Here is a 24,170-nt window from a genome sequence, read left to right as displayed (position 1 = left end):
CGGTGTTGCAGGGTGATGCGGCACGCTGGCGTGCCGGGGGCAATTCGATGTCGTTGCGGTGGTGATTGGCCAGGCCGTGGCTGCTGTCGTTGCCGGCCTCGGCAGGCGTCGCGACGTCGCAGCGCCATTGTCAGAGAATCAGCATCGCGCGGAAGTCGTTGACGTTGGTGCGCGTCGGCCCTGTCACGATCAGATCGTCCAGTGCGGCAAAGAAGCCGTAGCCGTCGTTGTCGGCCAGGCACGCGCGCGCCGACACGCCGCGCGCGGCGGCGCGGGCCAGCGTGTCGGGCGACAGCAGCGCGCCGGCGTTGTCTTCGGATCCGTCGATGCCGTCCGTGTCGGCGGCGATCGCATGCACGCCGGGCAGGCCGTCGAGCGCGACGGCGAGCGACAGCAGGAATTCCGCGTTGCGTCCGCCGCGTCCGTTGCCGCGCACCGTCACGGTGGTCTCGCCGCCCGACAGCAGCACGCACGGCTTGCGCCACGGCTGGCCGCGCTGCGCCACCTGGCGTGCCAGCGCCGCGTGCACCAGCGCGACCTCGCGGGCTTCGCCCTCGATGCAGTCCGAAAGAATATGGGCCTCGATGCCGAGCGCACGGGCACGTGCTGCCGCCGCTTCGAGCGACTGCTGCGCGGTGGCCAGCGTCACGCTGCGATGGCCTTCGAAGCGCGGATCGCCGGGCTTGGGCGTTTCGCCGGCGCCACTCTCCAGATGCGCGCGCACGGCCGCCGGGACCTCGATGCCGTACTTGTCGATCACCGCCAGCGCATCGGCGCAGGTGGTGGCGTCCGGCAACGTGGGCCCGCTGGCGATCAGCGTCGGATCGTCGCCCGGAATGTCGGAGATCAGCAGCGTCTCGACGCGCGCCGGCGCGCATTGCAGCGCAAGCCTGCCGCCCTTGAGCGCGGACAGATGCTTGCGCACGCAGTTCATCTCGCCGATATTGGCGCCGCTGCGCAGCAGCGCCTTGTTGACGGCCTGCTTGTCGGCCAGCGTCAGGCCGGGTGCGGGCGCGGCCATCAGGGCCGAGCCGCCGCCCGAGATCAGGCACAGCACCAGGTCGTCGGCGCTCAGTCCGTTGACCATCTCGACCATGCGCTGTGCGGCCTGCTGCCCCGCCGCGTCGGGCACGGGATGCGCGGCCTCGACGACCTCGATGCGCGAGCATGGCGCGCCATGGCCATAGCGCGTGACCACCAGCCCCGACAGTTCGCCCTGCCAGCTGGCCTCGACCGCCTGCGCCATCGACGCGGCGGCCTTGCCCGCGCCGATTACCACGGTGCGGCCCTTCGGCGGCGACGGCAGTTGCGGCGGCAGGCATTGGCCCGGACTGACCGCGGCGACCGCGGTGTCGAACAGCTCGCGCAGCAGCGCGCGCGGATCGGCAAGGCTGTCGGGACGCTGCGGCGTCAGCAGGGCGGCGGGGGAATCGGAATACATGGCGGGTGCGGGATAAACAGAGGCGATTCGACACGTCGCTCCCGCAAAGGCAGGAATCCAGCGGCTTGCAGAGTCACTGGGTCCCCGCCTTCGCGGGGACGACGCATTGCTTGGACAAGGCGAGGGCGCCGTTAAAGGGCCCTCGCTGGCCGCTTACTTGGCGATCGTATGGTTCGACATCAGCTCGATCGCGCGGCACAGCGCCGAGTGATCCTGCTTGCCGAAGCCGTTGGCTGCGCAGGTGTTGAACAGCTCCTGCGCGGTCGCGGTGTTGGGCAGCGCCACGCCCAGCGCCTTGGCGCCCTGCAGCGCCAGGTTCAGGTCCTTCTGGTGCAGCTCGATGCGGAAGCCCGGATCGAAGGTGCGCTTGACCATGCGTTCGCCGTGCACTTCCAGAATGCGCGACGACGCGAAGCCGCCCATCAGCGCCTGGCGCACCTTGGCAGGATCGGCGCCGGCCTTCGAGGCAAACAGCAGCGCCTCGGCGACCGCCTGGATATTCAGCGCGACGATGATCTGGTTGGCGACCTTGGTGGTCTGGCCATCGCCGTTGCCGCCGACCAGCGTGATGTTCTTGCCCATCAGCTCGAACAGCGGCTTGACCTCCTCGAAGGCCTCGGCCGGGCCGCCGACCATGATGGTCAGCGTGGCGGCCTTCGCTCCCACTTCGCCGCCCGATACCGGCGCGTCGAGATAGGCTGCGCCCAGCTTGTTGATGCGCGCCGCGAAGTCCTTGGTGGCGATCGGCGAAATCGAGCTCATGTCGACCACGATCTTGCTGTGCGAGGCTTCCTTGCCGGCCGCCTTCAGCGCGGCGGCCACGCCCTTCTCGCTGAACAGCACGCTTTCGACGTGCGGGGTGTCGGGCACCATGATGATCACGATGTCGGCGCGCTTGGCGACCTCTTCGGCGCTGGTGCAGACCGTGACGCCGGCGTCGACCAGGGCCTGCGGCGCGGGATTGACGTCATGGACGAACAGCGTGTGGCCGGCCGCGCGCAGGTGGCCGGCCATCGGCGCGCCCATGATGCCCAAGCCGATGAAGCCGACGTTGCGTTGGTTTGCCATGGTGAGTCTCCTTGGAATGGTGATGAATGAAAGCTGTTCTGTTTCTGTATTCGTTGCGATCCGGCGGGATCACTGCACGCCGAACTGCGCGCGCCAGCCCAGGCCGGCCTCGGTGCTCGTGCGCGGCTTGTATTCGCAGCCGACCCAGCCCGTGTAGCCGATCTGGTCGAGCCAGGAGAACAGGAAGCCGTAGTTCAGCTCGCCGGTGCCGGGCTCGTTGCGGCCCGGATTGTCGGCCAGTTGCACATGCCGGATGCGCGGCAGGTTGGCCTTCAGCGTGGCGGCGATTTCGCCTTCCATCCGCTGCATGTGATAGATGTCGTACTGCACGTAAAGGTTGGGCTCGCCGACCTGGTCGATCAGATCGAGCGCCTGCTGCGTGCGCGACAGGAAGAAGCCGGGGATGTCGAAGGTATTGATCGGCTCGATCAGCAGGTCGATCTTTTCGGCAGCCAGCTTGCGGGCGGCAAAGCGCAGATTCTCGACCAGCGTTTCCTGGGCCTGCTCGCGCCTGACGTTCTGCGGCAGGATGCCTGCCAGGCAGTTCAGCTGCTGCACGCCGAGCACCTTGGCGTACTGGATCGCGTCGCCGACGCCGTCCTGAAATTCGCCGACGCGATCCGGATGGCAGGCGATGCCGCGCTCGCCCGCTTCCCACTTGCCGGCCGGCAGGTTGTGCAGCACCAGGTCGAGCTGGAAGCGGTTGAGCCGATCGGCGATCTGATCGGCGTGGAAGGCATAGGGGAACAGGAACTCGACGCCGCGAAAGCCCGCGCGCGCGGCGGCTTCGAAGCGGTCGAGGAAACCGACCTCGTTGAACAGCATGGTCAGGTTGGCAGCCAGTTTCGGCATGGTTGTCTCCAACAGTCTGGGTAGTGATGTCGTTACGGTCCGAGGGCGGCGGACGGCACGCCGATCGATCGGCGCACGTCCGCCTGCGCGCGCGTCAGGCCGTTTCCGCTTCTTCTTTCAGGATCGCCGTGTCGGCTTCCTCGTCGACGCGATCCTCGATCGGCTCGAACTCGTTGATGTTGTCGATCTCGGTGCCCATCGCGATATTGGTTACGCGTTCCAGGATCACCTCGACCACCACCGGCACCGAGAACTCGGCCATCAGGTCGCGCGCCTCGGCGAAGGCCGGCGCGATGTCCTCGGGCTTGAACACGCGGATCGCCTTGCAGCCCAGGCCTTCGACCACCTTGACGTGGTCGACGCCATAGCCGTTCAGTTCCGGCGCGTTGACGTTGTCGAAGGCCAGCTGCACGCAGTAGTCCATCTCGAAATTGCGCTGCGCCTGGCGGATCAGACCGAGATAGGAGTTGTTCACCAGCACGTGGATGTACGGCACCTTGAACTGCGCCGCCACCGCCAGCTCCTCGATCATGAACTGGAAGTCGTAGTCGCCGGAGATCGCCACCACGTCCGATTCGGGCGACGCAACCTTGACGCCGATCGCCGCCGGAATGGTCCAGCCCAGCGGGCCGGCCTGGCCGCAGTTGATCCAGTGGCGCGGCTGGTTGACCGACAGGAACTGCGCCGCGGCGATCTGCGACAGGCCGATCGTGCTGACGTAGCGCACGTCGCGCGGGAAGTACTGGTTCATCTCGCGATAGACACGCTGCGGCTTGACCGGAACGTTGTCGAAATCGCTCTTGCGGTGCATGGTGCGGCGGCGCTGCTGCACCTCGGCGACCCAGGCCTTGCGGCACGGCAGCCGGCCGGCCTGCTTCATCTCGCGGGCGACCTCGACGAACTGCTCCAGCGCCAGCTTCGCATCGGAGACGATGCCCAGGTCCGGGCCGAACACGCGGCCGATCTGCGTCGGCTCGATATCGACGTGCACGAACTTGCGGCCCTTGGTGTAGACATCGACGCTGCCGGTGTGGCGGTTGGCCCAGCGGTTGCCGATGCCCATCACGAAGTCCGACGCCAGCAGGTTCGCGTTGCCGTAGCGGTGCGAGGTCTGCAGCCCGACCATGCCGGCCTGCAGCGGATGGTCGTCGGCCAGTACGCCCCAGCCCATCAGCGTCGGCACCACGGGCACGTTGACCAGTTCGGCGAACTCGACCAGCAGTTCGGCCGCATCGGCATTGATCACCCCGCCGCCGCAGACGATCAGCGGCTTGGCCGAGGCGTTCAGCATCGCGATCGCCTTCTCGATCTGCGCGCGCGACGCCGCGGGCTTGTACGGCTGCAGCGGCTGGTACGTTTCCGGATCGAACTCGATTTCCGCGACCTGCACGTCGAACGGCAAATCGATCAGCACCGGACCGGGACGGCCCGAACGCATCAGGTGGAAGGCCTGCTGGAACACCTGCGGCACCAGTGCGGGCTCGCGCACGGTGACCGCCCACTTGGTCACGGGCTTGGCGATCGATTCGATGTCGACGGCCTGGAAATCTTCCTTGTACAGACGCGCACGCGGCGCCTGGCCGGTGATGCAGAGGATGGGAATCGAGTCGGCCCAGGCCGAATACAGGCCGGTGATCATGTCGGTGCCGGCCGGACCCGAGGTGCCGATGCAGACGCCGATATTGCCGGCCTCGGCGCGGGTGTAGCCCTCGGCCATGTGCGAGGCACCCTCGACGTGGCGCGCCAGATAGTGGTCGATCGAGCCCGTCTTGCGCATCGCCGAATAGAACGGGTTGATGGCGGCGCCCGGTACGCCGAACGCCACGGTGATGCCTTCCTTTTCCAGCACGGCCACTGCCGCGTCCACTGCTCTCATCTTCGGCATGTCTGTCTCCAATGGTGATGAATTCCGTTGGAGTCGATCCTATTACCGCCTTGGCGCTGCGATAAAGGGAAGAGAGATCAGTTGATTCCATACCTGAGGTTTGGAATGATGTCGTCTGGCGCGTGCGCCGGCGCACCGTCCGCGTTCACCGGCGTCATGCGTTCCGGCGCATTGCCGGCATAGCGCGCGGCGGATGCCGCGGCACGGCGGCGCGGCGCACAATCGTGCGCGGGAGGAGACTAAGGTTGGACAAACTCAAACAGATCGAGGCCTTCATCTCGGTGGTGGAGCAGGGCAGCATGGCGGCCGCCGCGCTGACTCAGGGCGTCACGCCGGTGATGATCGGCCGGCGCATCAACGCGCTGGAGGCGCGCATCGGCGTCAAATTGCTGCACCGCTCCACGCGGCGCATCGCCGTGACCGAGCAGGGCGCCGCCTTCATGGAGCAGTGCAAGAAGGCGCTGGCCGACCTGGACCGCGCCGAGATGCTGATCGCCGAGGGCCGCCACAAGGCGACCGGCCATCTGATCGTTTCGGCACCCGCGGCGTTCGGCCGCAAGCATGTGGCGCCGCACGCGCCGGCATTTCTCGCCAACAATCCCGAGGTGCAGATCTCGTTCAACCTGACCGACCGCGTGGTCGATCTGGTACGGGAGGGCTACGATGTCGGCATCCGCATCGGCGGCGCGATCGACCCAAATTTCGTCGCGATCAAGCTGGCGACCAACAAGCGCGTGGTGTGCGGCACGCCGGCCTACTTTGCGCGGCACGGTGTGCCGCGCACGCTCGACGACCTGGCGCAGCACAACTGCCTGGCCTTCAATCTGCAGGGCGGGCAGCAGCGCGGCTGGTACTTCCGCCAGAACGGCAAGGCCGTCAGCGTGCGCGTGACCGGCAATCTCGACTGCAACGACGGCGAGCTGCTGCACCGCTGGACCTGCGAGGGGCTGGGGCTGGGCTGGCGCTCGACGTGGGAAATCCTGCCGCAGCTGGAGAGCGGGGAACTGATCACGGTGCTGGATGAATACGCCTTGCCCGACTACGACATCCTGGCGGTGTATCCGCAACAGCGTCCGGTGCCGGCGAAGATCCGCTTCTTCATCGAACACCTGAAGACCGAGTACAACCGCCCGGGCTACTGGACCGCGCGTTCCGGTTGCCCGTAAGGACCCGAAGCGCTTGCTGTGTAGAGGAGGGCCGATGGCCGCCTGGCTCGCCGACGCCGTGGTGCTGCTGCACCTGCTGTTCGTCGCCTTCGTGGTCGCGGGCGGCGTGCTGCTGTGGCGCTGGCCCCGCATCGCATGGCTGCATCTGCCGGCCGCGCTGTGGGGCGCCACTGTCGAATGGACCGGCTGGATCTGCCCACTGACCCCGCTGGAGAACCGGCTGCGGCACGCCGCCGGCGAACAGGGCTATGCCGGCGGCTTCGTCGAGCAGTATCTGCTGCCGCTGCTGTACCCGCAGGCGCTGACGCGGGAGACGCAGCTGTGGTTGGGAGCGGTGGTGGTGGCGATCAATGTCGCGGTGTACGGGCTGTGGTGGTGGTCGCGGCGGCGCAAGCGCTGACGCGGCGCGCCGCGGACGATGGAGTCAGGCAAGCAGCGCCGCCACCAGATCCTTGCCGGCCGGCGCCGGCACCTCGTCGAAGTGCAGCGCGCCTTCGACATGACTCAGGTGGCCGACCATCAGCTCGACCGCGCGCTCGGCGTCGCCGGCGCGGGCCGCTTCGATGAACTCGCGATGTTCGTCCGAGGAGCAGGCCGCGTCCCGGCGCGACTGGTACAGCATCGTGATTACCGCGCTGCGCATCGACAGCTCGTGCAGCATCTCGATCAGCACCTTGTTGCCGACCACCTCGGCCAGCAGGATATGGAAGTCGCTGAGCAGGCGGGTACGCGTTTGCGCGTCGTTGCCGGCCAGAGCCTTCCTTTCGGCGGCCAGATGCTTGTCGATCCGCTTGTAGTCGGCGGCGGTGGCGCGCGCGACGAATTCGCGCGCCAGCGCGGCCTCCAGAATGCGCCGCACGGCAAAGACCTCGCGCGCCTCCTCGGCGCTGGGCTTGGCGACGAAGGCGCCCTTGTCGGGCACGATCTGGATCACCTTGTCCTTGGACAGCATCAGCAGCGCCGCGCGCACCTTGGTACGGCTGACCCGGTAGACCGCCGCCAGAGCCTCCTCGCGCAGCTTGGTGCCGGGCGGCAGGCGGTGCGAGACGATCGCCGCGACGATGTCGTCGGCGATCGCCTCGGCGGTCATGGCAGGGTCGATATGCTCGGGCATGGGGCGCAGCGCGGGCGGCGCGCTTGGGGGAAATGCCGAATTCTATCGTCCCGTGGCTTTACCCGGCACCGGCGCATACCCGGGGGCCGTGGCTTGGCCACCCTCCAGGCCGTCCAGGCCATCAAGCACCGGCGCGCTCAGGCCCTCGTCCAGTTCGGCGGTCGGGATCTCGCCGTTCAGCACGGCATGCGCGCGTTCGCGATCGATGTCTTTTTCCCAGGCCGCAACCACCACGGTGGCGACGCAGTTGCCGATCAGGTTGCCGAGCGCACGGGCGATGCCGATGAACCAGTCGACCGACAGCACCAGCACCAGGCCGATCGCCGGGATCGCCGGATGCGCCGACAGCGTCGCGGCCAGGATCACGATGGCGGAACCCGGAATGCCGTGGGCGCCCTTGGAGGTCACCAGCGCCACCGCCAGGATGCCGAGCAGGTCGGCCATCGACAGCGCGGTATTGGTGGCCTGCGCGATGAACACCGCGGCCAGCGTCAGGTAGATCGAGAAGGCGTCGAGGTTGAACGAGTAACCGGTCGGAATCACCAGGCCCACCACCGACTTGCGAATGCCCATGAATTCCAGCTTGCGCATGATCTGCGGCAGCACGCTGTCGGACGAGGCGGTGCCCAGCACCACCAGCAGTTCGGCGCGCAGGTACTTGATCAGCTTGAACACCGAGAAGCCCGACAGCCGCATCACGGTGCCCAGCACCACGGCCACGAACACGACGACGGCGCCGTAGAACAGCACCACCAGGAAGCCCAGCTGCTTGAGCGAACCGATGCCGTACTTGCCAACGGTGAAGGCCACCGCGCCCAGCACGCCCAGCGGCGCCAGCTTGATGATGAAGCTCATCATCTTGAACAGCGCCTGCGAGAAGGTGTCGATCAGCCGGACCAGCGGCCGGCCCGGCTCGCCGATCAGCGACAGCGCGCAGCCGAACAGCACCGAAACCAGCAGCACCTGCAGCACGTCGCCCGACGAGAAGGCGCCGATCATGGTCGACGGAATCAGCTTGAGCAGGAAGTCGACGGTGCCGCCGCTGGCCACCTTGGCCGCGTTGTCGACATAGGCGCTCATCGCCGAGGCGTCCAGCGAGGCCGGGTTGACGTTCATGCCGGCGCCCGGCTCGAACACATACGCGAGCACAATGCCAAGCGCCAGCGCGATGGTGGTGACGATCTCGAAATAGATCACCGCCTTGACGCCGACGCGGCCGACCTTTTTCAGCTCGCCAGCGCCACAGATGCCGGCGACGACCACGCAGAACACGATCGGCGCGATCAACATCTTGATCAGCTTGATGAAGGCGTCGCCGAGTGGCTTCAATTTGGCGGCGAACTCGGGAAAGGCGAGGCCAAGCACGGTGCCCAGCACCAGCGCGATCAGCACCTGGCCGAACAGCGAGCGCGTGAAGCGATGGAGCGGATGGCGGGGGACGGGATTGGGCGTGGGCGCGTGCGGCCGGCTGGCGCCGGGCAGGGCGGGTTGCTGCATGACTTGTCTCCAGACGGGCGGGTCCGTATCGGTGTGACGGCTCGCCCTGTTCGATTCAGGACTGCCACCGTGCCGCTTGTGGGCAACGGTGTCTCGGGTCCGGCACACCTCCCCGGTGCGGGGGTGTGGGCTCGCGTGGAAGGCCCCCCTGTTGGGGCGGAATTCACGCCGACGGCTGTCTGGACCGGATTGTCCGCAGCGCTTTGTCGGAACCTGGACCCGAATATAGTGCATATCTTTTTTGTATGCAATTTTTGAATTCACTGTGCTAACATGGCCTGCATCGATGCACCCGTGCGCGCCCAAGCGCCGGGGAAACAGCGCAGCACACAAGCACAACAGCCACCGCGCCAGACGGCCAGCCCAACAGGCTCGCCAGGCCGCAAGCGAGCGCGCTACAGTCATCGCATCCCCGTCCGGGGGCCCGGGTGCCGGCGTACAGCCGGCACGATCCGTTCAGCAGGAGACACGCATGGCAGCATCCACAACGCCCTCCACGGTGTCCGGCACCGAAGTTGGCGCGCGCATCATGGCCTGGGCCGACGCCCTCGCCGTCCATACCGAGCAGCCGGGCATGCTGACTCGCACCTATCTGACCGACGCGCACCACGGCGCCGCCGCCCAGCTCGCGGCCTGGATGGAAGCGGCCGGCATGACGGTGCGCCGCGACGCCGCCGGCAACGTGATCGGCCGCTATGAAGGCACCGAGCCGGGCGCGCCGGCCCTGCTGACCGGATCGCATTTCGATACGGTGCGCGATGCCGGCCGCTACGACGGCAATCTGGGCGTGATCCTGCCGATCGCCTGCGTCGCCGAATGGCACCGTCAGGGCAAACGCTTTCCGTTCGCGATCGAGGTGGTGGGCTTTGCGGAGGAAGAGGGTGTGCGCTTCAAGGCGACGCTGCTGGGCAGCCGCGCGATCGCCGGCACCTTCGACCAGAACGTGCTCGACAACGTCGACGACAGCGGCAAGACCATGCGCGAGGTGATGCGCGCCGCCGGCTTCGATCCTTCGGGGCTGCCGGCCGCGGCGCACGCGCGCGACAGGGTGCTGGCCTTCGTCGAAGTGCACATCGAACAGGGGCCGGTGCTGCTGAACGAGAACCTGCCGGTCGGCGTGGTGACCGCGATTTCCGGCGCGACCCGCTTTATCGTCGAGCTCGACGGCCTGGCCGGCCATGCCGGCACGGTGCCCATGGACATGCGCCGGGACGCCGCGATGGCCGCCGCCGAGATCGGCCTGTTCATCGAACGCCGCTGCAGCGGCACGCCGGGCCTCGTCGGCACCGTCGGTCAGTTCAACGTACCGAACGGCGCGGCCAATGTGGTACCCGGCCGCGCGGTGTTCTCGATCGACATCCGCGCCGGTGAGGATGCGGTGCGGCAGGCCGCCGTCGCCGACGTGCTGGCCGAGATCGAACGTGTCTGCGCCCGTCGCCAGGTCCGCCCGCAAGTACGCAAGACGCACGAGGCGGCCAGCGTGCCGTGCGCCCCGTGGCTGCAGCAGCAATGGGCCGCGGCGATCGAACGCCAGGGTGTGCCCGTGCGTCTGCTGCCGTCCGGCGCCGGCCACGACGCGATGGCGATCGCCGCGATCGCCGACGTGGCGATGCTGTTCGTGCGCTGCGGCAACGGCGGCATCAGCCACCATCCGACCGAGACCATGACGGTCGAGGACGCCGCGCTCGCCGCGCGGGTGTTCTCCGACTTCGTCGAACACTTCAGCGCCCGTCCTTGATGTCGGTCGCCTTCATTCCGAACCAACTCCAGCGCCCAGCGCGCCCTCAGCCAACCAGCGAAGAGCCATGACCGCACGAGACCATATGAACCCCACGCAAACCACGCTGACCAGCTTCATCGACGCCCATCGTCCGCAGCAGGAGGCCTTCCTTGCCGAGCTGGTCAAGGTCCCCTCGGACAACCCCCCGGGCGACTGCGACGCCCATGGCGCGCGTGCGCGGCAACTGCTGGAAGGCCTGGGCTTTCAGGTCGAGGCGCACAAGGTGCCCGACGAGCTGGTCAAGGCGGCCGGCATGATCAGCGCCACCAACCTGATCGTGCGCAAGACCTTCGGCAACGGCGGTCCGACCATCGCGATGAACGCGCACGGCGACGTGGTGCCGCCGGGGCTGGGCTGGACCAAGGACCCGTACGGCGGCGAGATCGCCGACAGCCAGCACGGTCCGGTGATGTACGGCCGCGGCGTGGCGGTGTCGAAGTCGGATTTCGCCACCTACACCTACGCGGTGCTGGCGCTGATGGAAGCCGAAAAGCAGGGCGCCAGGCTCAACGGCACGGTCGAGCTGCAGTTCACCTACGACGAGGAAACCGGCGGCGACATCGGTCCGAAGTTCCTGCTGGACCAGGGTCTGACCAAGCCGGATTACGCGATCTCGGCCGGCTTCTCGTACGGCATCACGTCCGCGCATAACGGCTGCCTGCACGTCGAAGTCACCGTCAAGGGCAAGCAGGGCCATGCCGCGATGCCGCATACCGGCGTCGACGCGATCGAAGCCGCGACGCACATCCTGCAGGCGGTCTACGGTCTGCGCGCCGAGCTGGCCACGCGCAAGTCCAAGGTGCCGGGCATCGACACCGCGACGCTGAACGTCGGCCTGATCAAGGGCGGCATCAACACCAACGTGGTGCCCGACCTGGTGACCTTCCGCATCGACCGCCGCATGATCCCGGAAGAGATCGGCTTCGACGCGGAAGGCGAGATCCGCGCGGTCGTAGAGAAGGCCGCCAAGGAGCGCCCCGGCATCGAGGTCAAGGTCGAGCGCATCATCCTGGCCGAGCCGCTGTCTGAACTGCCGGGCGTGGAGAAGCTGATCGGCGCGCTCAAGAGCCGCGCCGAGGAAGTGTTCGGCGTCGACATCCCGGTGCACGGCGTGCCGCTGTACACCGACGCCCGCCACTACACCAGCCGCGGCATCCCGACCGTGCTGTACGGCGCCGGCCCCCGCACGCTGATGGAAGCCCGCGGCCACAACTCGGACGAAAACCTGCGGCTGAACGACCTGAACCGTGCCACCAAGGTGGTGGCGCTGGCGTTGTCGGATTTGATGTCGTGATTTGACCCTGGGCCGACGCCGCCCTGTGGATAGACGAACGGCCCGCTGATGCGGGCCGTTTGCATTGGACCGCAGCCGCGGCTCAACTTGCCGCGGCCTCCCCTGGCAACGCCGTCGCGCCCGCTCCCAACGCCCTCTGCATCAGCGCCGTATCGATCCACTGGCCATGCTTGAAGCCGACCGCCTCCAGGCGGCCGGCCATGCGAAAGCCCATGCGTTCGTGCAGCGCGATCGAGCCGTTGCCTTCGCCGCCGGCGGGGCAGGCGATCACGGCGACCATCTGGCGCCAGGGGCCGTGTTCGCAGCGGGCGAGCAGCGCGGCCAGCAGTACCGCGCCGATGCCGCGGCCGCGATGGGCCTCGTCCAGGTAGATCGAATCCTCGATGGTGTGGCGGTAAGCGCTGCGCGTGCGATAGGACGACGCGTAGGCGTAGCCCGCCACCACCGGGCGGCCGTCGATCTGCAGCTCGGCCACCAGATAGGGCAGGCCCTTTGCCAGTACCGCGGCGCGGCGCTCGCGCATTTCATCGAGCGTGGGCGGTACTTCCTCGAACGACGCGCGGCCGTGCAGCACGTGGTGCGTGTAGATCGCGTGGATCGCGGGGAGGTCGTCGTCGGTGGCATCGCGCACGGTGGGCGCGGCAAGGGTGGCCTGGTTCGTGGTCATGGCGTCTGGAGTGGTACCGAAGAGGAGGCGCGCGGCGCACCGGGTCGCCGGCACTGCTTGTATAGTCCGTCGTGTTCGAAGATGACAACGTTTGCGTTTCGAGGTGACGAACCCATGATCAAGATTTACCACAATCCGCGCTGCTCCAAGTCGCGCGACACGCTGGCGCTGGTACAGCAGGCTGCCGAACGCCTGGGCGAACCGGTCGAGGTGGTCGAGTACCTGAAGACGCCACCGACGCTGGCCACGCTCAAGCAGCTGCATGCGCTGCTCGACGTGCCGGTGCGGCAGATGGTGCGCGACAACGAGGCGATCTACGCCGAGCTCGACCTGGCCGATCCGGGTCTGAGCGACGCCGAGGTGCTGCAGGCCGTGGCCGATCATCCGATCCTGCTGCAGCGGCCCATCGTGGTGCGCGGCCAGCGCGCGGCGATCGGCCGGCCGCCCGAGAACGTGGCCGCGCTGCTGTCCTGAGTCGCGGATCGGACCGGGCTCGAGATCGAGGTCGTCCACCAGATCGAACCGATCCCCAGATCCAACTGAACGCCGGCTCGAACCGATCCCCCAAATAGAAACCGGCCTCCGTATGGAGGCCGGCCCGGTGCTGGAGGCGCGGTAGCTTCAGGCGGGTCGTTATTTGACACCCAGCCAGTGCATGGCCTCCTGACCGAAAGCGATGGCCGCCAGCACGATCAGCAGCAGTACCAGCGCCACGGTGCTGACGTAGACCGTGGCCTTGGCGATGTCGGCTTCATCGTCGGCGGGATGGGAGTGGGCGACACTGTGCGCGTGCGGTGGCCGGTGCAGCCGTTCGGCCAGATGCCGCCAGTGAAGATCGGGATGGAAACGCATGATCGACACCTCCTCGACAGGAACGCGCGTCAGGCGGTCTTGACCATAGCGGTGGACCGCCATGCATGGCGAGGCCGCCGCAGTTGCGCACGGCGCGGCGTCGGAACGGCCATGCACGCTTTTACTATAGGCGATGGCGACATGGTCACCGCCCAGCGTGGCGCGGACGCGACCTAGGGGTCAACCCTGCTGTGCCAGATCGTCGGGCGGTGCGGACGTATCGGCGGGCTCCGCCGAAGCAGGACCGGGCGGGGCGATGGCCGCGAGGGCCGCTTCGCGCTCGCGCAGGGCGGCCAGCATATTGCAGAACATCGCGCCCTGTTCGAGCGCGTCGTCCAGCGCGACATGGGTATGCGGCAGCGGGTCCTTCCATGCGTCCGGCATCGCAGCCTTGACGGTGCGGCGGTAGCGCAGGCCGGTCAGCGAGAAACCGAGCGTCTTGATGTCGAGCGCAGCCCAGCCGAACGGCGAGCGGCCGGCGAAGCGCATCATGTACCAGAACATCCAGGTGAAATCGAAGCCGGCCGGGAACGCTACGAACACGGGTTTTCCCGGCAGGCTTTCGACCCATTCGACATAGCGCACCATCGCCTGCTCGGGCGGCTGCAGATCGCGCCGGCAGGCGGCCCAGGCCTCGGGCTCCGTCTCCCACCATTTCATCTGCACCGGATGGCCGACTGCGCCGGGCAGCGTTTCCAGGTTGGCCGAGAAGGTGCCGAGCACGGTCTTGTCGGCCAGCATCGCCACCGAGGCGAACGACAGCATCGAGTGCGGGCCCGGGATCGGGCCATCGGCTTCGACATCGGTGCTGACGTAGATCTCGGGACGGGTATCGGGAGAGCCTGTTGTTTCGCCATGGTCGATGCACGCGGTTAGCCGACGTCGATCAGATGGTCGGCGACGAAGGGGTTGTCGCGCCGTTCGTCGCCGAAGGTCGAGACTGGTCCGTGCCCGGGCACGAACGTCACGTCCTCGCCGAGCGGCCACAGGTTGGTACGGATCGAGCGGATCAAATCGGCGTGGTTGCCGCGCGGGAAATCGGTGCGGCCGATCGAGCCGGCGAACAGCACGTCGCCGACGATGGCAAGCCGGTGCGGGCGCGAGAAGAACACCACGTGGCCGGGCGTATGGCCGGGGCAATGGTAGACCTCGAGCGTTTCGTCGCCGAACTGCACCGTATCACCCTGATCCAGCCAGCGATCGGGCACGAACGCCTCCGCGTGGCCGAAGCCGAAGCGCTGGGTTTGCTCCGGCAGCTGGTCGATCCAGAACTGCTCGTCGCGATGCGGCCCCTCGATCGGCACGCCGAATTCGCGCGAGAGCGCGGCGGCGCCGGCGCAGTGGTCCAGATGGCCGTGTGTCAGCAGGATCTTCTCCAGTGTCACGCCTTGCTCCTTCAGCGCGCTCCGGATCCGATCGAGATCGCCGCCGGGATCGCAGACAGCGGCGCGCCCGGTGCGCTCGTCGATCAGCAGGGAGCAATTTTGTTGGAAGGGCGTGACGGGAATCAGCAGGACTTTCATCGTGACGGGTGTGGGGCGGTCGCGCGGCAGGGCACGTCGGGTGAGATCGGGTCGGCGTTTTTCGCCTGTGTCGTCGCATTGTAGCGTCGGCCTATCGTTGACATGGCAGACCTCCGCCAGTGCCTGTCATGTGACTTTCGATGCTTTTCCGTTGTTACGGTGCCAATCGCAAAGAAGTCACCGAGAATCGCCGCAATCCGTTGTCAGTTCGGGGATTGCGAGCAATTGCACGCCGTAGCCAGACATTTCGTAACAAAATCACTGTAAATCGCGCGGACGACCGATGTTAGACTCGCGCGATGCTTTGGCCGACCCACCTCCTTACTCATGCTCGCCGCGCGCTCCGCTACGGCTTTCACGCCGCCTGTGCGTTGACGCTGGCCGCCTGTGCGGTGTCGCCGAACGACGATCCAGACGGCGCTGCCGCCGACCAGAATGCGGCGCCGACGGCTGCGACGCCCGCGGCAAAACAGGCGCAGGCACGCAAGTCGAAAACCCCGAACAACGACCATCGCGGCGACGCCCGCAACGAGCCGCAAGCCAACGCAGCCACCGAAACGCCGGCCCCGACCAACTCGTGGCGCCTGTTCGGGTGGGGCGACAACGAGAGCGACGACACCGAATCGGCCTCGCGCGGCACGCCGCGCGCGTCCTCGCTGGAAGGCCTGCGCGCGGATATCGGCACCTTCGAGCAGCGCGGCACGGCGTCGTGGTACGGCAAGCAGTTCCACGGCCGCAAGACCGCCAACGGCGAGCGCTTCGATATGGGCGCGATGACGGCGGCCCACCCGTCGCTGCCGCTGGACAGCTGGGTCCTCGTGCGCAATCTGCGCAACGACAAGGTGGCGGTGCTGCGCATCAACGATCGCGGCCCGTATCACGGCAACCGCGTGCTTGACGTCTCATATCGCGCCGCAAAGCGGCTGGGCTTCGTCGACCGCGGACATACGCAGGTCGAAATCCGCCGGCTGTCGCGCACGGAACTGGCGGCGCTGGGCCCGCTGCGCGAGCCCGGCATGGACGATGGCGCCACCGACGGCGGCGGCGACGGTGTCGACGACGATGACGCGGCCAAGACGGTCAAGCCGAAGCGCGTGGTGCTGAAGACCCGCAAGACGGCCAGCAAGGGTCATGCTCGCTGAGGCCGGCTTCTCCTTCCTGGCGTCCTTCCTTGTGCATCGGCGCGGCTGCGGCCTCCGCGCCTTCTACGTGACCCGCTTCGCGCGCCCCTTCGCCTCCCGCTGCGTCGCCCTTCGTTCCACCGCGCATCCACACCGGAGCGCCTGAGCGGCGCCGACCACGATGCCGGCGCGCACGGCTCCGCCTCGCATCTTTCCGGTCTTATTCCTGCTCGCGGCGCGCCAGCGCCATCGCATAGAGCGCCGCGGTATCGGCCCCGGTGATGGCCGCGGCCAGCTTGGCGGCGCGCTTGGCCGGCAACTCCTTCAGCAGCAGACCCAGTACCCGCTGCGCGTCTGCGTCCAGCGCCGCCTCGCCCTTGGCCGATGCGCCTGCACCTTCGATCACCAGCACGAACTCGCCCTTGGCGCGCGCCGGATCGGCTGCCAGCCAGGCCGGCGCATCGGCGACCGCCATGGTTTCGGCCTGTTCGAACAGCTTGGTCAATTCGCGGCCGATCAGCAGCCGGCGCGTCGGCGGCAGTTGCTGCGCCAGCGCGGCCAGCGTGTCGGCGATGCGGTGCGGCGCTTCGTAGATGACCCAGGCGTGGTCGAGCGTCGCCAGCGCGGCGATCGCCTCGCTGCGCGCCTTGGCCTTGCTCGGCAGGAAGCCGGCGAAGGTGAAGCGGCCGGCGCCGGTATCGAGCATGTCGCCGGCCACCGACAGCGCAGTCACCGCCGCGCTCGGGCCCGGCAGCGGCACCACGCGATGGCCGGCGGCGCGCACCGCTTCGACCAGCCGCGCACCCGGGTCGGAGATGCCCGGCGTGCCCGCGTCGGACACATAGGCGATCCGCTCGCCGGCGGCAAGGCGCTCGACCACGCGCACGCCGGCCTCGCGTTCGTTGTGCTCGTGGACTGCCAGCAGCGGTCGCTGCAAGCCGAGGCGCGACAGCAACTGGCCGGTATTGCGGGTGTCCTCGCAGGCGATCGCATCGGCCAGGCCGAGCACATGCAGCGCCCGCAGCGTCAGATCGGCGAGGTTGCCGATCGGCGTGGCGACGACGTACAGCGTCCCGGTGGGATAGGACTGGCCGGTTGCCAGCGAGATCCAGTCAGTCATGCTTGAGAACTTCCGTTGATGCGCACATTCAAAACCTCGACGCGAGATTCGGCGAAGGACCCGGCGAAGAACCCGACGAAAGACTCGGCGAAAGTGCGCGGCGAGCGCGCCGAGGCGCGGGCGCTGGCCTATCTGCAGGGCCAGGGTTTGGCGCTGGTGGTGCGCAATTATCGCTGCAAAGGCGGCGAGCTGGACCTCGTGATGCGCGCGCCGGACGGCACGCTGGTCTTCGTCGAGGTGCGTTCCCGCAGCAGCGACGCGTTCGGCGGCGCGCTGGCCAGCATCACGATGACCAAGCGCCAGCGCATTCTGCAGGCCGCCAACCACTATCTGGCGACGCTGGACCACGCGCCGCGCTGCCGGCTCGATGTGGTGGCGATCGGACCGCGACGGCTGGAATGGCTGCGCGATGCATTCGGGGCAGGCGAGACCGAATGACAGCGCAGTCCGTCCGTCATAATGCGCGTTGCGGCGCACGGCCCACCGGGATTGCCCGCGCCCGGCGCAGGCCGCCCTGCCGACTGCCGAACCTCTTTCGCATTACCGCTACAGCAAGGAACGCATGAAGACTTCGCTTTTTTCGCGCGACGCGCACGCTGAACCGACGCCGGTGCGCGCCCTCGCCAAGGCCCGCCGTGCCGGACGGCTCGCCGCCGTCGCCCGCGCCGCCGCCACCGCCACGCTGATGCTGACCGCCGCCACCCAATTGAGCGGCTGCTTCCCGGTGATCGCCGGCGCCATGGGGGCCGGCGTGATGAGCGCCACCGACCGCCGCCCGACGTCGATCCAGGCGGTCGACCGCGGCCTGCAGCTCGAGATCGAAAACACGCTGGCCACGCGCTACAGCGGCGCGGCGCGCGTCAACGTCACGGTCTTCAACAAGAAGGTGCTGCTGACCGGCGAGGTCAAGGACGCCAATCTGCGCCAGCAGATCGAACAGTATGTGCGCGGGTTGCCGAACGCGCGCGAGGTCGTCAACGAGCTGGAGGTGGTGTCGTCGCCGTCGTTCGCCGCGCAGAGCCAGGACGCCTTCGTGACGAGCAAGGTCAAGACGATGCTGATGACCGCCGAAGGCGTGCCGTCGAATTCCACCAAGGTCACCACCGAACGCGGCGTGGTCTACCTGATGGGCCTGGTGACCCGTCCCGAGGGCGATCGCGCCACCGAGACGGCGCGCAATGTCGGCGGCGTCAGCAAGGTGGTGAAGGTGTTCGACTATATCGACGAGGCCGAGCGCGCCCGCCTGGACGCGGCCGCATCGTCGCAGAACGCGGCCCCGGGCGAACCGGTCGGCGGCACGCCGGCGCCGGTGCAGGGCGCGCCGGGCAGCTCCGTGCCGACCACCTCGACCCCCGCGCCCGTCGGCGCCGACCTGTCATCGCCGACGACGGCGCCGACCACGGCGCCGACGACAGCACCGACCACAGCGCCGGTCCCCGGTCCGGTCGGCCTGCCTCCGGGCCGCAATCTGCCCTGATCGTCTCCCACCTCTGCAGCGCGCCGGCGAGCCAGCCCGGCGCGCCTTCGCCGCTCTCTCCACCGTCCGGCTGCTCCCGCCACGCCCCCGGCTGACCTACGCTGATGTTGCGGCCGGCCATTCGCGTTTGCCGTCCGACCATCTGCGAAAACCGCAGTACGCCCGCACGGGCCGATGTGATAGGGTTGCCCTGCCTTGCGCGTCACACGCGCGCCCCGGCCGGTCGCCCGGTCCGGTCCACTTCAATGGCCGACCGAAGCGCCGATGTGCCGATCCCAGCGAGGAGCGAGACCATGAAGAACAACAATCCCCTGCGAGCCGTACCGGCGAGCCTGGCCGCGCTGGCGATGCTCGCCATTGCGCCGGCCAGCGCCGCCGAACCCACCATCGAACAGGCGCGCGATTGGGCGGCTGCCTGCGCCAGCTGCCACGGGCCATCCGGCCGGGCGCCGGCCGGCAGCCCGGTGCCCGGACTGGCGGGCCGTCCGCAGTCCTATCTGATCGAACAGATGCAGGCGTTCAAGACCGGCAAGCGCGAGGCCACGGTGATGCACCAGATCGCCAAGGGCTATACCGACGAGCAGATCGCCGCGATGGCCAAGTGGTTCGCCGCGGTCAAATAACGCGCTCAATCCAGCGAGGGAGGCTGACATGCAACGACGCGAATTTCTGAGCGCGGCCGCAGCGACCGCCGGTTCTGCAGTCCTCGGCACGCTGCTCGCCGGCTGCGCCAGCGGCGGCACGGCGCGCGCCGGTGGGGCGAAGGTGGTGGTGGTCGGCGGCGGCTACGGCGGCGCGACCGCCGCCCGCTATCTGCGCGAATGGAGCGACAACACGATCGACGTGACGCTGGTCGAAGCGAACCCGACCTTCATCTCCTGTCCCCTGTCGAACCTGGTGCTCGGCGGCAGCAAGCGGATCGAGGATCTGACGATCTCCTACGATGCGCTGAGCCGCCGCCATGGAGTCAAGGTGGTGCGCGACACCGTCACCGCGATCGACCCGTCGAAACGCCAGGTACGCCTGGCCAGCGGCGGCACACTGGCGTACGACCGGCTGGTGCTGTCGCCGGGCGTCGATTTCATGCCCGACGACGTGCCCGGACTGAAGCGGCCCGGCGGCGACCAGATCCTGCACGCGTGGAAGGCCGGCCCGCAGACGGTGGCGCTGCGCCGCCAGCTCGAAGCGATGCGTGACGGCGGTACCTATGCGCTGACCGTGCCGCTGGCGCCCTATCGCTGCCCGCCCGGGCCCTACGAACGCGCCTGCCAGATTGCCCACTATTTCAGCCAGGCCAAGCCGCGCAGCAAGGTGCTGATCCTGGACGCCAATCCCGACGTGACCTCGAAGGCGGCGCTGTTCAAGCAGGTGTGGGCCAGCAAGTACAAGGGCATCGTCGAATACCGGCCGCAATACCGCACCGTCGATATCGACCCCGCCACCCGTACGCTGAAGTTCGAGGTCCAGGACGACGAGCGGGTCGACGTCGCCAACGTGGTGCCGGCCCAGCGCGCCGGCGCGATCGCCGTCAACACCGGACTGGCGACCGCCAATGGCCGCTGGTGCGAGGTCGACTTCCTGAGCTTCGAATCGAAGGCCGTGCCGAACATCCACGTGCTGGGCGATGCGATCCAGATCGCGCCGCTGATGCCCAAGTCCGGCCACATGGCGAACCAGCACGGCAAGATCGCGGCGGCCGCGATCGTCGCGCTGCTGTCGGGGCGGCAGCCCAACCCGGAGCCGCTGTACAACAACACCTGCTACAGCTTCACCTCCGATCGCGAGGTCATCCACGTCGCCAGCGTGCACCGCTACGACCCGCAGAAGAAGACCATGGTGACGGTGCCCGACTCCGGCGGCGTGTCGACGGCGCCCAATACGCTGGAAGGGACCTACGCCTTCGCCTGGGCCAACGCGATCTGGGCGGACGCGCTGGGGTGAGCGCCGGAGCAGGGGTAAGCGGCGAGCAAGCGCTGGGGTAAGCGCTGCGCCAAGCGAGCACTCGGCATGATGCGGGACGGCGCGCGCGCCATGAACGCCGCTGTTGCGCCGGGCGGGGAAACGGGGAGAAACGGGAGAAACGGGGTCGATCGGCTCGATCGGGACGATCGGGACGATCGGGGGTAAACGATATATGCGTGCTCACGCATATACGCATATAGTGATTTGCATGAACGAACTGGACCGCGTCTTCGAACAGGTGTCGCACTACTTCGCGCTGCTCGCCGAGCCGACGCGGCTGAAGATCCTGCACGCGCTGTGCGACGGCGAGAAGCCGGTCGGCGCCGTGGTCGAGACGGTCGGTTCATCGCAGGCCAATGTGTCGCGGCATCTGAATGCGATGTTCCGCTCCGGCGTACTGGCGCGGCGCAAGGAAGCGAACCTGGTGTACTACGCGATCGCCGACCAGAGCGTGGTGGAGCTGTGCCGGACGGTGTGCGTGCAGGTGGCCGCGCGGATCGAGGATGACGCGCAGCAGGTCGCGATGGTGGACCGCTTCATGCCCGCCGAGCCGAAGCGGCGCACGGCCACGCGGCGCAAGCCGGGCGCAGCGGCAGCGGCGCGCTGAGCGCGGCGAACCGCGAGCAGGACGAAGCGCGCGCATCGGTCGCCACCGGCGCGCGACCCAATACGAACAGGCATGCCGACCGCGCCCGCACCGGAGCGCGGCGAGCGGCCGGAGGAGACCGACGTGCCGGACCGTAGCCGCCCGGGTCGCATCGTGCCCGCGCCGGAACACTTCGTCAGCGCCGAGCTGCAGCAGGACATCGGTCGCCATGGCATCGACAGCCGCCGGCGCGATCTGCTGCGCGGCAGCTTTCTGGCGGCGGCCGGCGCCACGGCCGCGGCGGTGGGCCTGGGCAAGCCAGCGCGCGCCGCGTCTGCCAATGCCGCTGCCTCTACGGCAACCCATACCGCTGCCGAGGGCGATCCCGCCATCCTGACGCCGCAACCCTGGGCCACCTCGCTCGGCCAACCGGTCGCCGCGCGCCCCTACGGCCAGCCCTCCAGCCACGAAACGGCCATGATGCGGCGCGAATCGCCGGGTTTGACGCGCGTCTCCGCAGCCTCGGTCAGCTTCGCCCCGCTGCAGGGCCTGTTCGGCATCATCACGCCGAACGGCCTGCACTTCGAGCGGCATCACCAGGGCTGGCACGACATCGACCCGACCCGCCATCGGCTGATGATCAACGGCCTGGTCAAGGCGCCGCGCGTCTATACGATGGACGAGCTGATGCGTCTGCCGTCGGTCTCGCGCATGCACTTCATCGAGTGCGGCGCCAACACCGGCATGGAGTGGGGCAATGTCGCGGTGCCGACGGTGCAATACACGCACGGCATGCTGTCCTGCTGCGAGTTCACCGGCGTGCCGCTGCGCGTGCTGCTCGACGATGCCGGTGCCGACCAGCGCCGTGGCCGTTATCTGCTGGCGGAAGGCGGCGACGGTTCGGCGATGACGCGCACGATCCCGATGGAACTGGCCGACGAGATCATCGTCGCCTGGGGCATGAACGGCGAGATGCTGCGGCCCGAGAACGGCTACCCGCTGCGGCTGGTGGTGCCGGGCGTGCAGGGCGTGTCGTGGGTCAAATGGCTGCGCCGGCTCGAGCTGGGCGACCGGCCCTGGAATACCAAGGACGAGACGCTGCACTACGTCGACATGATGCCGGACGGCATGCTGCGGCAGTACACCTCGATCCAGGAATGCAAGTCCGTGATCACGACGCCGTCGGGCGGCCAGCGGCTGACCGGCAAGGGCTTCTACAACGTCAGCGGGCTGGCGTGGTCGGGCCGCGGCAAGGTCCGCCGCGTCGATGTCTCGGTCGATGGCGGGCGCAACTGGCGCACCGCGCGGCTGGAGACGCCGGTGCTGTCCAAATGCCTGACCCGCTTCAATGTCGACTGGGTCTGGGACGGTTCGCCGGCGATCCTGCAAAGCCGGGCGATCGACGAGACGGGCTACGTGCAGCCGGCCATCGCGCAGCTGCGCGCGGTGCGCGGCACGCGTTCGATCTATCACAACAACGCGATCCAGAGCTGGCTGGTCGCGGCCAGCGGCGAGGTGTCCAATGTCCAGGTGCGATAGCGTCCGGGCGGGCTGGCGCCATCGCGCGGTGCTCGGCTGCCTGCTGATCGGTCTTGTCGGCGCCGCGAGTCTGGCGACGGCGACGCGTGCCGCGCAGGCCGAGGCGAGTGCGGTCCCCAAGGACGCCAGAGCCGCCCGAGCCCAACTGGGACGCACCGCCACGGCCGCAGAACTGAAAGCCTGGGACATCGACGTGCGGCCCGACTTCCAGGGCCTGCCGCCGGGTCGGGGCACGGTGGCACAAGGACAGAAGGTCTGGGACGCGCGTTGCGCCTCCTGTCACGGCGACTTCGGCGAATCCAACGCGGTCTTCACGCCGATCGCGGGCGGCACCACCGCGGCCGATATCGCCAGCGGGCGCGTCGCGGCGATGACCGGCACCCAGCCCTACCGCACCTCGCTGATGAAGCTGAGCACCGTCAGCACACTGTGGGACTACATCCGTCGCGCGATGCCCTGGGATGCGCCCAAGAGCCTGACCGTCGACGAGGTCTACGCCGTCACCGCGTACATCCTGAACCTGGGCGATATCGTGCCGGCCGACTTCACGTTGTCCGACGCCAATATCGGCGAGGTCCAGCGCAAGCTGCCCAACCGCAACGGCATGACGACGGAGCACGGCCTGTGGCCGGGCCGCGGCAAGCCGGACACGCGCAACACCGCCTGCATGGCCAACTGCGCCGACAAGGTCGAAGTCACCTCATTGATCCCGGACTACGCACGTGGCGCGCACGGCGACCTGGCGGCACAGCAGCGCGGTTTCGGCCCGGTGCGGGGCATTGCGACCGGCTCGCCGGAGGACGCTCCCAGGCCCGACGGCAAGGGGCAGGGCAAGGCAGAGGCGACGACCGCCGTCCAGCCCGTCGGCGCGAAGCTGACCGGACAGTACCAATGCCTGGCCTGCCATGCGCAGGACCGCAAGCTGGTCGGGCCGTCGTTTCACGAGATCGCCCAGCGCTATCAGGGCAAGGACGCGCACGGTGCGCTGGTGCAGAAAATCCGTAGCGGCGGGCAGGGCGCCTGGGGGCCGGTGCCGATGCCGCCGCAACCGCAGGTTCCAGAATCGGATATTCAAGCCATGGTGAAGTGGATACTTGAGGCAAAATAGCGTATTGGGCCGCCCTGGCGCCCCCGCTCGAAGGGGTCGGGACGGGCCAATATGCCGCCGTGCCGGACAGCTTCGCTGTCGCGCGGCCGTGCCGTCCCCACGGCTCATTCCAGTTTGG

The 24,170-nt window shown here is 68.2% G+C and carries 23 protein-coding genes and 1 pseudogene; 13 read left to right on the top strand and 11 right to left on the bottom strand.

The genetic code is table 11. The features are described from left to right. Positions 1–130: 130 nt before the first annotated feature. The 4 genes from HTY53_RS07945 to gcl form a co-directional block, all read right to left on the bottom strand. Positions 131–1,441 carry a glycerate kinase type-2 family protein gene (locus tag HTY53_RS07945; RefSeq protein ID WP_174105960.1) on the bottom strand — a complete coding sequence of 437 codons (1,311 nt, stop codon included), beginning with the start codon at positions 1,439–1,441 and terminating at the stop codon, positions 131–133. Between the two features lie 153 nt (positions 1,442–1,594). Further along, positions 1,595–2,509: a 2-hydroxy-3-oxopropionate reductase gene (gene glxR, locus HTY53_RS07940; RefSeq protein ID WP_149317512.1), complete on the bottom strand. Its 915-nt coding sequence runs from the start codon at positions 2,507–2,509 to the stop codon at positions 1,595–1,597. 69 nt (positions 2,510–2,578) lie between these two features. Beyond that, positions 2,579–3,361, bottom strand: a complete 783-nt coding sequence (gene hyi, locus HTY53_RS07935) for a hydroxypyruvate isomerase (protein ID WP_174105959.1) — start codon at positions 3,359–3,361, stop codon at positions 2,579–2,581. A 94-nt stretch (positions 3,362–3,455) separates the two neighbouring features. Next, positions 3,456–5,246, bottom strand: coding sequence for a glyoxylate carboligase (gene gcl / locus HTY53_RS07930; protein ID WP_174105958.1), 1,791 nt, complete (start codon positions 5,244–5,246; stop codon positions 3,456–3,458). Between the two features lie 245 nt (positions 5,247–5,491). Here gcl and HTY53_RS07925 point away from each other — a divergent pair, with 245 nt between their 5' ends. Both HTY53_RS07925 and HTY53_RS07920 read left to right on the top strand, forming a co-directional pair. Next, positions 5,492–6,412, top strand: coding sequence for a LysR family transcriptional regulator (locus HTY53_RS07925; RefSeq protein ID WP_174105957.1), 921 nt, complete (start codon positions 5,492–5,494; stop codon positions 6,410–6,412). Between the two features lie 34 nt (positions 6,413–6,446). Then, entirely contained in the window at positions 6,447–6,812 is a 366-nt protein-coding gene (locus HTY53_RS07920) for a DUF2784 domain-containing protein (protein ID WP_174105956.1), read from the top strand. Between the two features lie 24 nt (positions 6,813–6,836). Here HTY53_RS07920 and HTY53_RS07915 read toward each other — a convergent pair whose 3' ends face one another. Beyond that, the gene (locus HTY53_RS07915) at positions 6,837–7,526 is read right to left on the bottom strand and encodes a GntR family transcriptional regulator (protein WP_174105955.1); all 690 of its coding nucleotides are present in this window, start codon (positions 7,524–7,526) and stop codon (positions 6,837–6,839) included. Between the two features lie 42 nt (positions 7,527–7,568). Then, the gene (locus HTY53_RS07910) at positions 7,569–9,023 is read right to left on the bottom strand and encodes a C4-dicarboxylate transporter DctA (RefSeq protein ID WP_174105954.1); all 1,455 of its coding nucleotides are present in this window, start codon (positions 9,021–9,023) and stop codon (positions 7,569–7,571) included. Positions 9,024–9,495: 472 nt separating this feature from the next. Here HTY53_RS07910 and HTY53_RS07905 point away from each other — a divergent pair, with 472 nt between their 5' ends. Together HTY53_RS07905 and HTY53_RS07900 are read left to right on the top strand one after the other, a co-directional pair. Then, positions 9,496–10,761 (top strand): allantoate amidohydrolase, encoded by a 1,266-nt coding sequence (locus tag HTY53_RS07905; protein ID WP_174105953.1) that lies wholly within the window; start codon positions 9,496–9,498, stop codon positions 10,759–10,761. Positions 10,762–10,828: 67 nt separating this feature from the next. Further along, the gene (locus HTY53_RS07900; RefSeq protein WP_174105952.1) at positions 10,829–12,097 is read left to right on the top strand and encodes a M20/M25/M40 family metallo-hydrolase; all 1,269 of its coding nucleotides are present in this window, start codon (positions 10,829–10,831) and stop codon (positions 12,095–12,097) included. Positions 12,098–12,179: 82 nt separating this feature from the next. Here the strand turns inward: HTY53_RS07900 and HTY53_RS07895 are convergent, their stop codons facing one another. Then, positions 12,180–12,764, bottom strand: coding sequence for a GNAT family N-acetyltransferase (locus tag HTY53_RS07895; RefSeq protein WP_174105951.1), 585 nt, complete (start codon positions 12,762–12,764; stop codon positions 12,180–12,182). A 114-nt stretch (positions 12,765–12,878) separates the two neighbouring features. Between HTY53_RS07895 and arsC the strand changes: the two genes are divergently transcribed. Further along, a complete protein-coding gene (gene arsC, locus HTY53_RS07890; protein WP_149317522.1) occupies positions 12,879–13,238 on the top strand; it encodes an arsenate reductase (glutaredoxin) in 360 nt (119 codons plus the stop codon). 159 nt (positions 13,239–13,397) lie between these two features. On the opposite strand, the gene HTY53_RS07885 is transcribed toward arsC, so the two are convergent. From HTY53_RS07885 to HTY53_RS07875, 3 genes and pseudogenes are all read right to left on the bottom strand, one after another. Further along, positions 13,398–13,616: a hypothetical protein gene (locus tag HTY53_RS07885; protein ID WP_149317523.1), complete on the bottom strand. Its 219-nt coding sequence runs from the start codon at positions 13,614–13,616 to the stop codon at positions 13,398–13,400. 180 nt (positions 13,617–13,796) lie between these two features. Next, positions 13,797–14,473, bottom strand: a pseudogene (locus HTY53_RS07880) (exonuclease). A 15-nt stretch (positions 14,474–14,488) separates the two neighbouring features. Beyond that, complete coding sequence (locus tag HTY53_RS07875; protein ID WP_174105950.1) at positions 14,489–15,139, bottom strand: MBL fold metallo-hydrolase; 651 nt, start codon at positions 15,137–15,139, stop codon at positions 14,489–14,491. Positions 15,140–15,510: 371 nt separating this feature from the next. Here HTY53_RS07875 and HTY53_RS07870 point away from each other — a divergent pair, with 371 nt between their 5' ends. After that, positions 15,511–16,281 carry a septal ring lytic transglycosylase RlpA family protein gene (locus HTY53_RS07870; protein ID WP_174105949.1) on the top strand — a complete coding sequence of 257 codons (771 nt, stop codon included), beginning with the start codon at positions 15,511–15,513 and terminating at the stop codon, positions 16,279–16,281. 199 nt (positions 16,282–16,480) lie between these two features. Here the strand turns inward: HTY53_RS07870 and rsmI are convergent, their stop codons facing one another. Further along, positions 16,481–17,380 (bottom strand): 16S rRNA (cytidine(1402)-2'-O)-methyltransferase, encoded by a 900-nt coding sequence (gene rsmI / locus HTY53_RS07865; RefSeq protein WP_174105948.1) that lies wholly within the window; start codon positions 17,378–17,380, stop codon positions 16,481–16,483. Positions 17,381–17,398: 18 nt separating this feature from the next. Here rsmI and HTY53_RS07860 point away from each other — a divergent pair, with 18 nt between their 5' ends. The 7 genes from HTY53_RS07860 to HTY53_RS07830 all read left to right on the top strand — a co-directional run bounded on the left by HTY53_RS07860 (position 17,399) and on the right by HTY53_RS07830 (position 24,052). Beyond that, a complete protein-coding gene (locus HTY53_RS07860) occupies positions 17,399–17,818 on the top strand; it encodes a YraN family protein (protein WP_174105947.1) in 420 nt (139 codons plus the stop codon). 124 nt (positions 17,819–17,942) lie between these two features. Further along, complete coding sequence (locus HTY53_RS07855) at positions 17,943–18,857, top strand: BON domain-containing protein (protein ID WP_174105946.1); 915 nt, start codon at positions 17,943–17,945, stop codon at positions 18,855–18,857. Positions 18,858–19,150: 293 nt separating this feature from the next. Beyond that, positions 19,151–19,480: a c-type cytochrome gene (locus HTY53_RS07850; RefSeq protein WP_174105945.1), complete on the top strand. Its 330-nt coding sequence runs from the start codon at positions 19,151–19,153 to the stop codon at positions 19,478–19,480. A gap of 28 nt (positions 19,481–19,508) precedes the next feature. After that, positions 19,509–20,798: an NAD(P)/FAD-dependent oxidoreductase gene (locus HTY53_RS07845; protein ID WP_174105944.1), complete on the top strand. Its 1,290-nt coding sequence runs from the start codon at positions 19,509–19,511 to the stop codon at positions 20,796–20,798. A gap of 229 nt (positions 20,799–21,027) precedes the next feature. After that, positions 21,028–21,426: an ArsR/SmtB family transcription factor gene (locus HTY53_RS07840; protein WP_254599860.1), complete on the top strand. Its 399-nt coding sequence runs from the start codon at positions 21,028–21,030 to the stop codon at positions 21,424–21,426. A 123-nt stretch (positions 21,427–21,549) separates the two neighbouring features. After that, positions 21,550–22,944 carry a sulfite dehydrogenase gene (gene soxC / locus HTY53_RS07835; protein WP_174106100.1) on the top strand — a complete coding sequence of 465 codons (1,395 nt, stop codon included), beginning with the start codon at positions 21,550–21,552 and terminating at the stop codon, positions 22,942–22,944. Next, entirely contained in the window at positions 22,928–24,052 is a 1,125-nt protein-coding gene (locus tag HTY53_RS07830) for a c-type cytochrome (protein ID WP_174105942.1), read from the top strand. Before soxC ends, HTY53_RS07830 begins: the two co-directional genes overlap by 17 nt. Positions 24,053–24,170: the final 118 nt, after the last annotated feature.

Origin of the sequence: Cupriavidus gilardii (assembly GCF_013314895.1) — a bacterium.
GTDB classification, from domain to species: Bacteria; Pseudomonadota; Gammaproteobacteria; order Burkholderiales; family Burkholderiaceae; genus Cupriavidus; species Cupriavidus gilardii_C.
The sequence above is the reverse complement of the archived record's forward strand: the minus strand, read 5'-3'. Positions and strand labels throughout refer to the sequence as shown.

Coding starts and splice junctions, on each gene's coding strand:
- HTY53_RS07945 (WP_174105960.1), bottom strand. CDS start 1,441: ATGTATTCCGATTCCCCCGCCGCCCTGCTGACGCCGCAGCGTCCCGAC.
- glxR (WP_149317512.1), bottom strand. CDS start 2,509: ATGGCAAACCAACGCAACGTCGGCTTCATCGGCTTGGGCATCATGGGC.
- hyi (WP_174105959.1), bottom strand. CDS start 3,361: ATGCCGAAACTGGCTGCCAACCTGACCATGCTGTTCAACGAGGTCGGT.
- gcl (WP_174105958.1), bottom strand. CDS start 5,246: ATGCCGAAGATGAGAGCAGTGGACGCGGCAGTGGCCGTGCTGGAAAAG.
- HTY53_RS07920 (WP_174105956.1), top strand. CDS start 6,447: ATGGCCGCCTGGCTCGCCGACGCCGTGGTGCTGCTGCACCTGCTGTTC.
- HTY53_RS07915 (WP_174105955.1), bottom strand. CDS start 7,526: ATGCCCGAGCATATCGACCCTGCCATGACCGCCGAGGCGATCGCCGAC.
- HTY53_RS07910 (WP_174105954.1), bottom strand. CDS start 9,023: ATGCAGCAACCCGCCCTGCCCGGCGCCAGCCGGCCGCACGCGCCCACG.
- HTY53_RS07905 (WP_174105953.1), top strand. CDS start 9,496: ATGGCAGCATCCACAACGCCCTCCACGGTGTCCGGCACCGAAGTTGGC.
- HTY53_RS07900 (WP_174105952.1), top strand. CDS start 10,829: ATGACCGCACGAGACCATATGAACCCCACGCAAACCACGCTGACCAGC.
- HTY53_RS07895 (WP_174105951.1), bottom strand. CDS start 12,764: ATGACCACGAACCAGGCCACCCTTGCCGCGCCCACCGTGCGCGATGCC.
- arsC (WP_149317522.1), top strand. CDS start 12,879: ATGATCAAGATTTACCACAATCCGCGCTGCTCCAAGTCGCGCGACACG.
- HTY53_RS07885 (WP_149317523.1), bottom strand. CDS start 13,616: ATGCGTTTCCATCCCGATCTTCACTGGCGGCATCTGGCCGAACGGCTG.
- HTY53_RS07875 (WP_174105950.1), bottom strand. CDS start 15,139: ATGAAAGTCCTGCTGATTCCCGTCACGCCCTTCCAACAAAATTGCTCC.
- rsmI (WP_174105948.1), bottom strand. CDS start 17,380: ATGACTGACTGGATCTCGCTGGCAACCGGCCAGTCCTATCCCACCGGG.
- HTY53_RS07860 (WP_174105947.1), top strand. CDS start 17,399: ATGCGCACATTCAAAACCTCGACGCGAGATTCGGCGAAGGACCCGGCG.
- HTY53_RS07855 (WP_174105946.1), top strand. CDS start 17,943: ATGAAGACTTCGCTTTTTTCGCGCGACGCGCACGCTGAACCGACGCCG.
- HTY53_RS07850 (WP_174105945.1), top strand. CDS start 19,151: ATGAAGAACAACAATCCCCTGCGAGCCGTACCGGCGAGCCTGGCCGCG.
- HTY53_RS07845 (WP_174105944.1), top strand. CDS start 19,509: ATGCAACGACGCGAATTTCTGAGCGCGGCCGCAGCGACCGCCGGTTCT.
- HTY53_RS07840 (WP_254599860.1), top strand. CDS start 21,028: ATGAACGAACTGGACCGCGTCTTCGAACAGGTGTCGCACTACTTCGCG.
- HTY53_RS07830 (WP_174105942.1), top strand. CDS start 22,928: ATGTCCAGGTGCGATAGCGTCCGGGCGGGCTGGCGCCATCGCGCGGTG.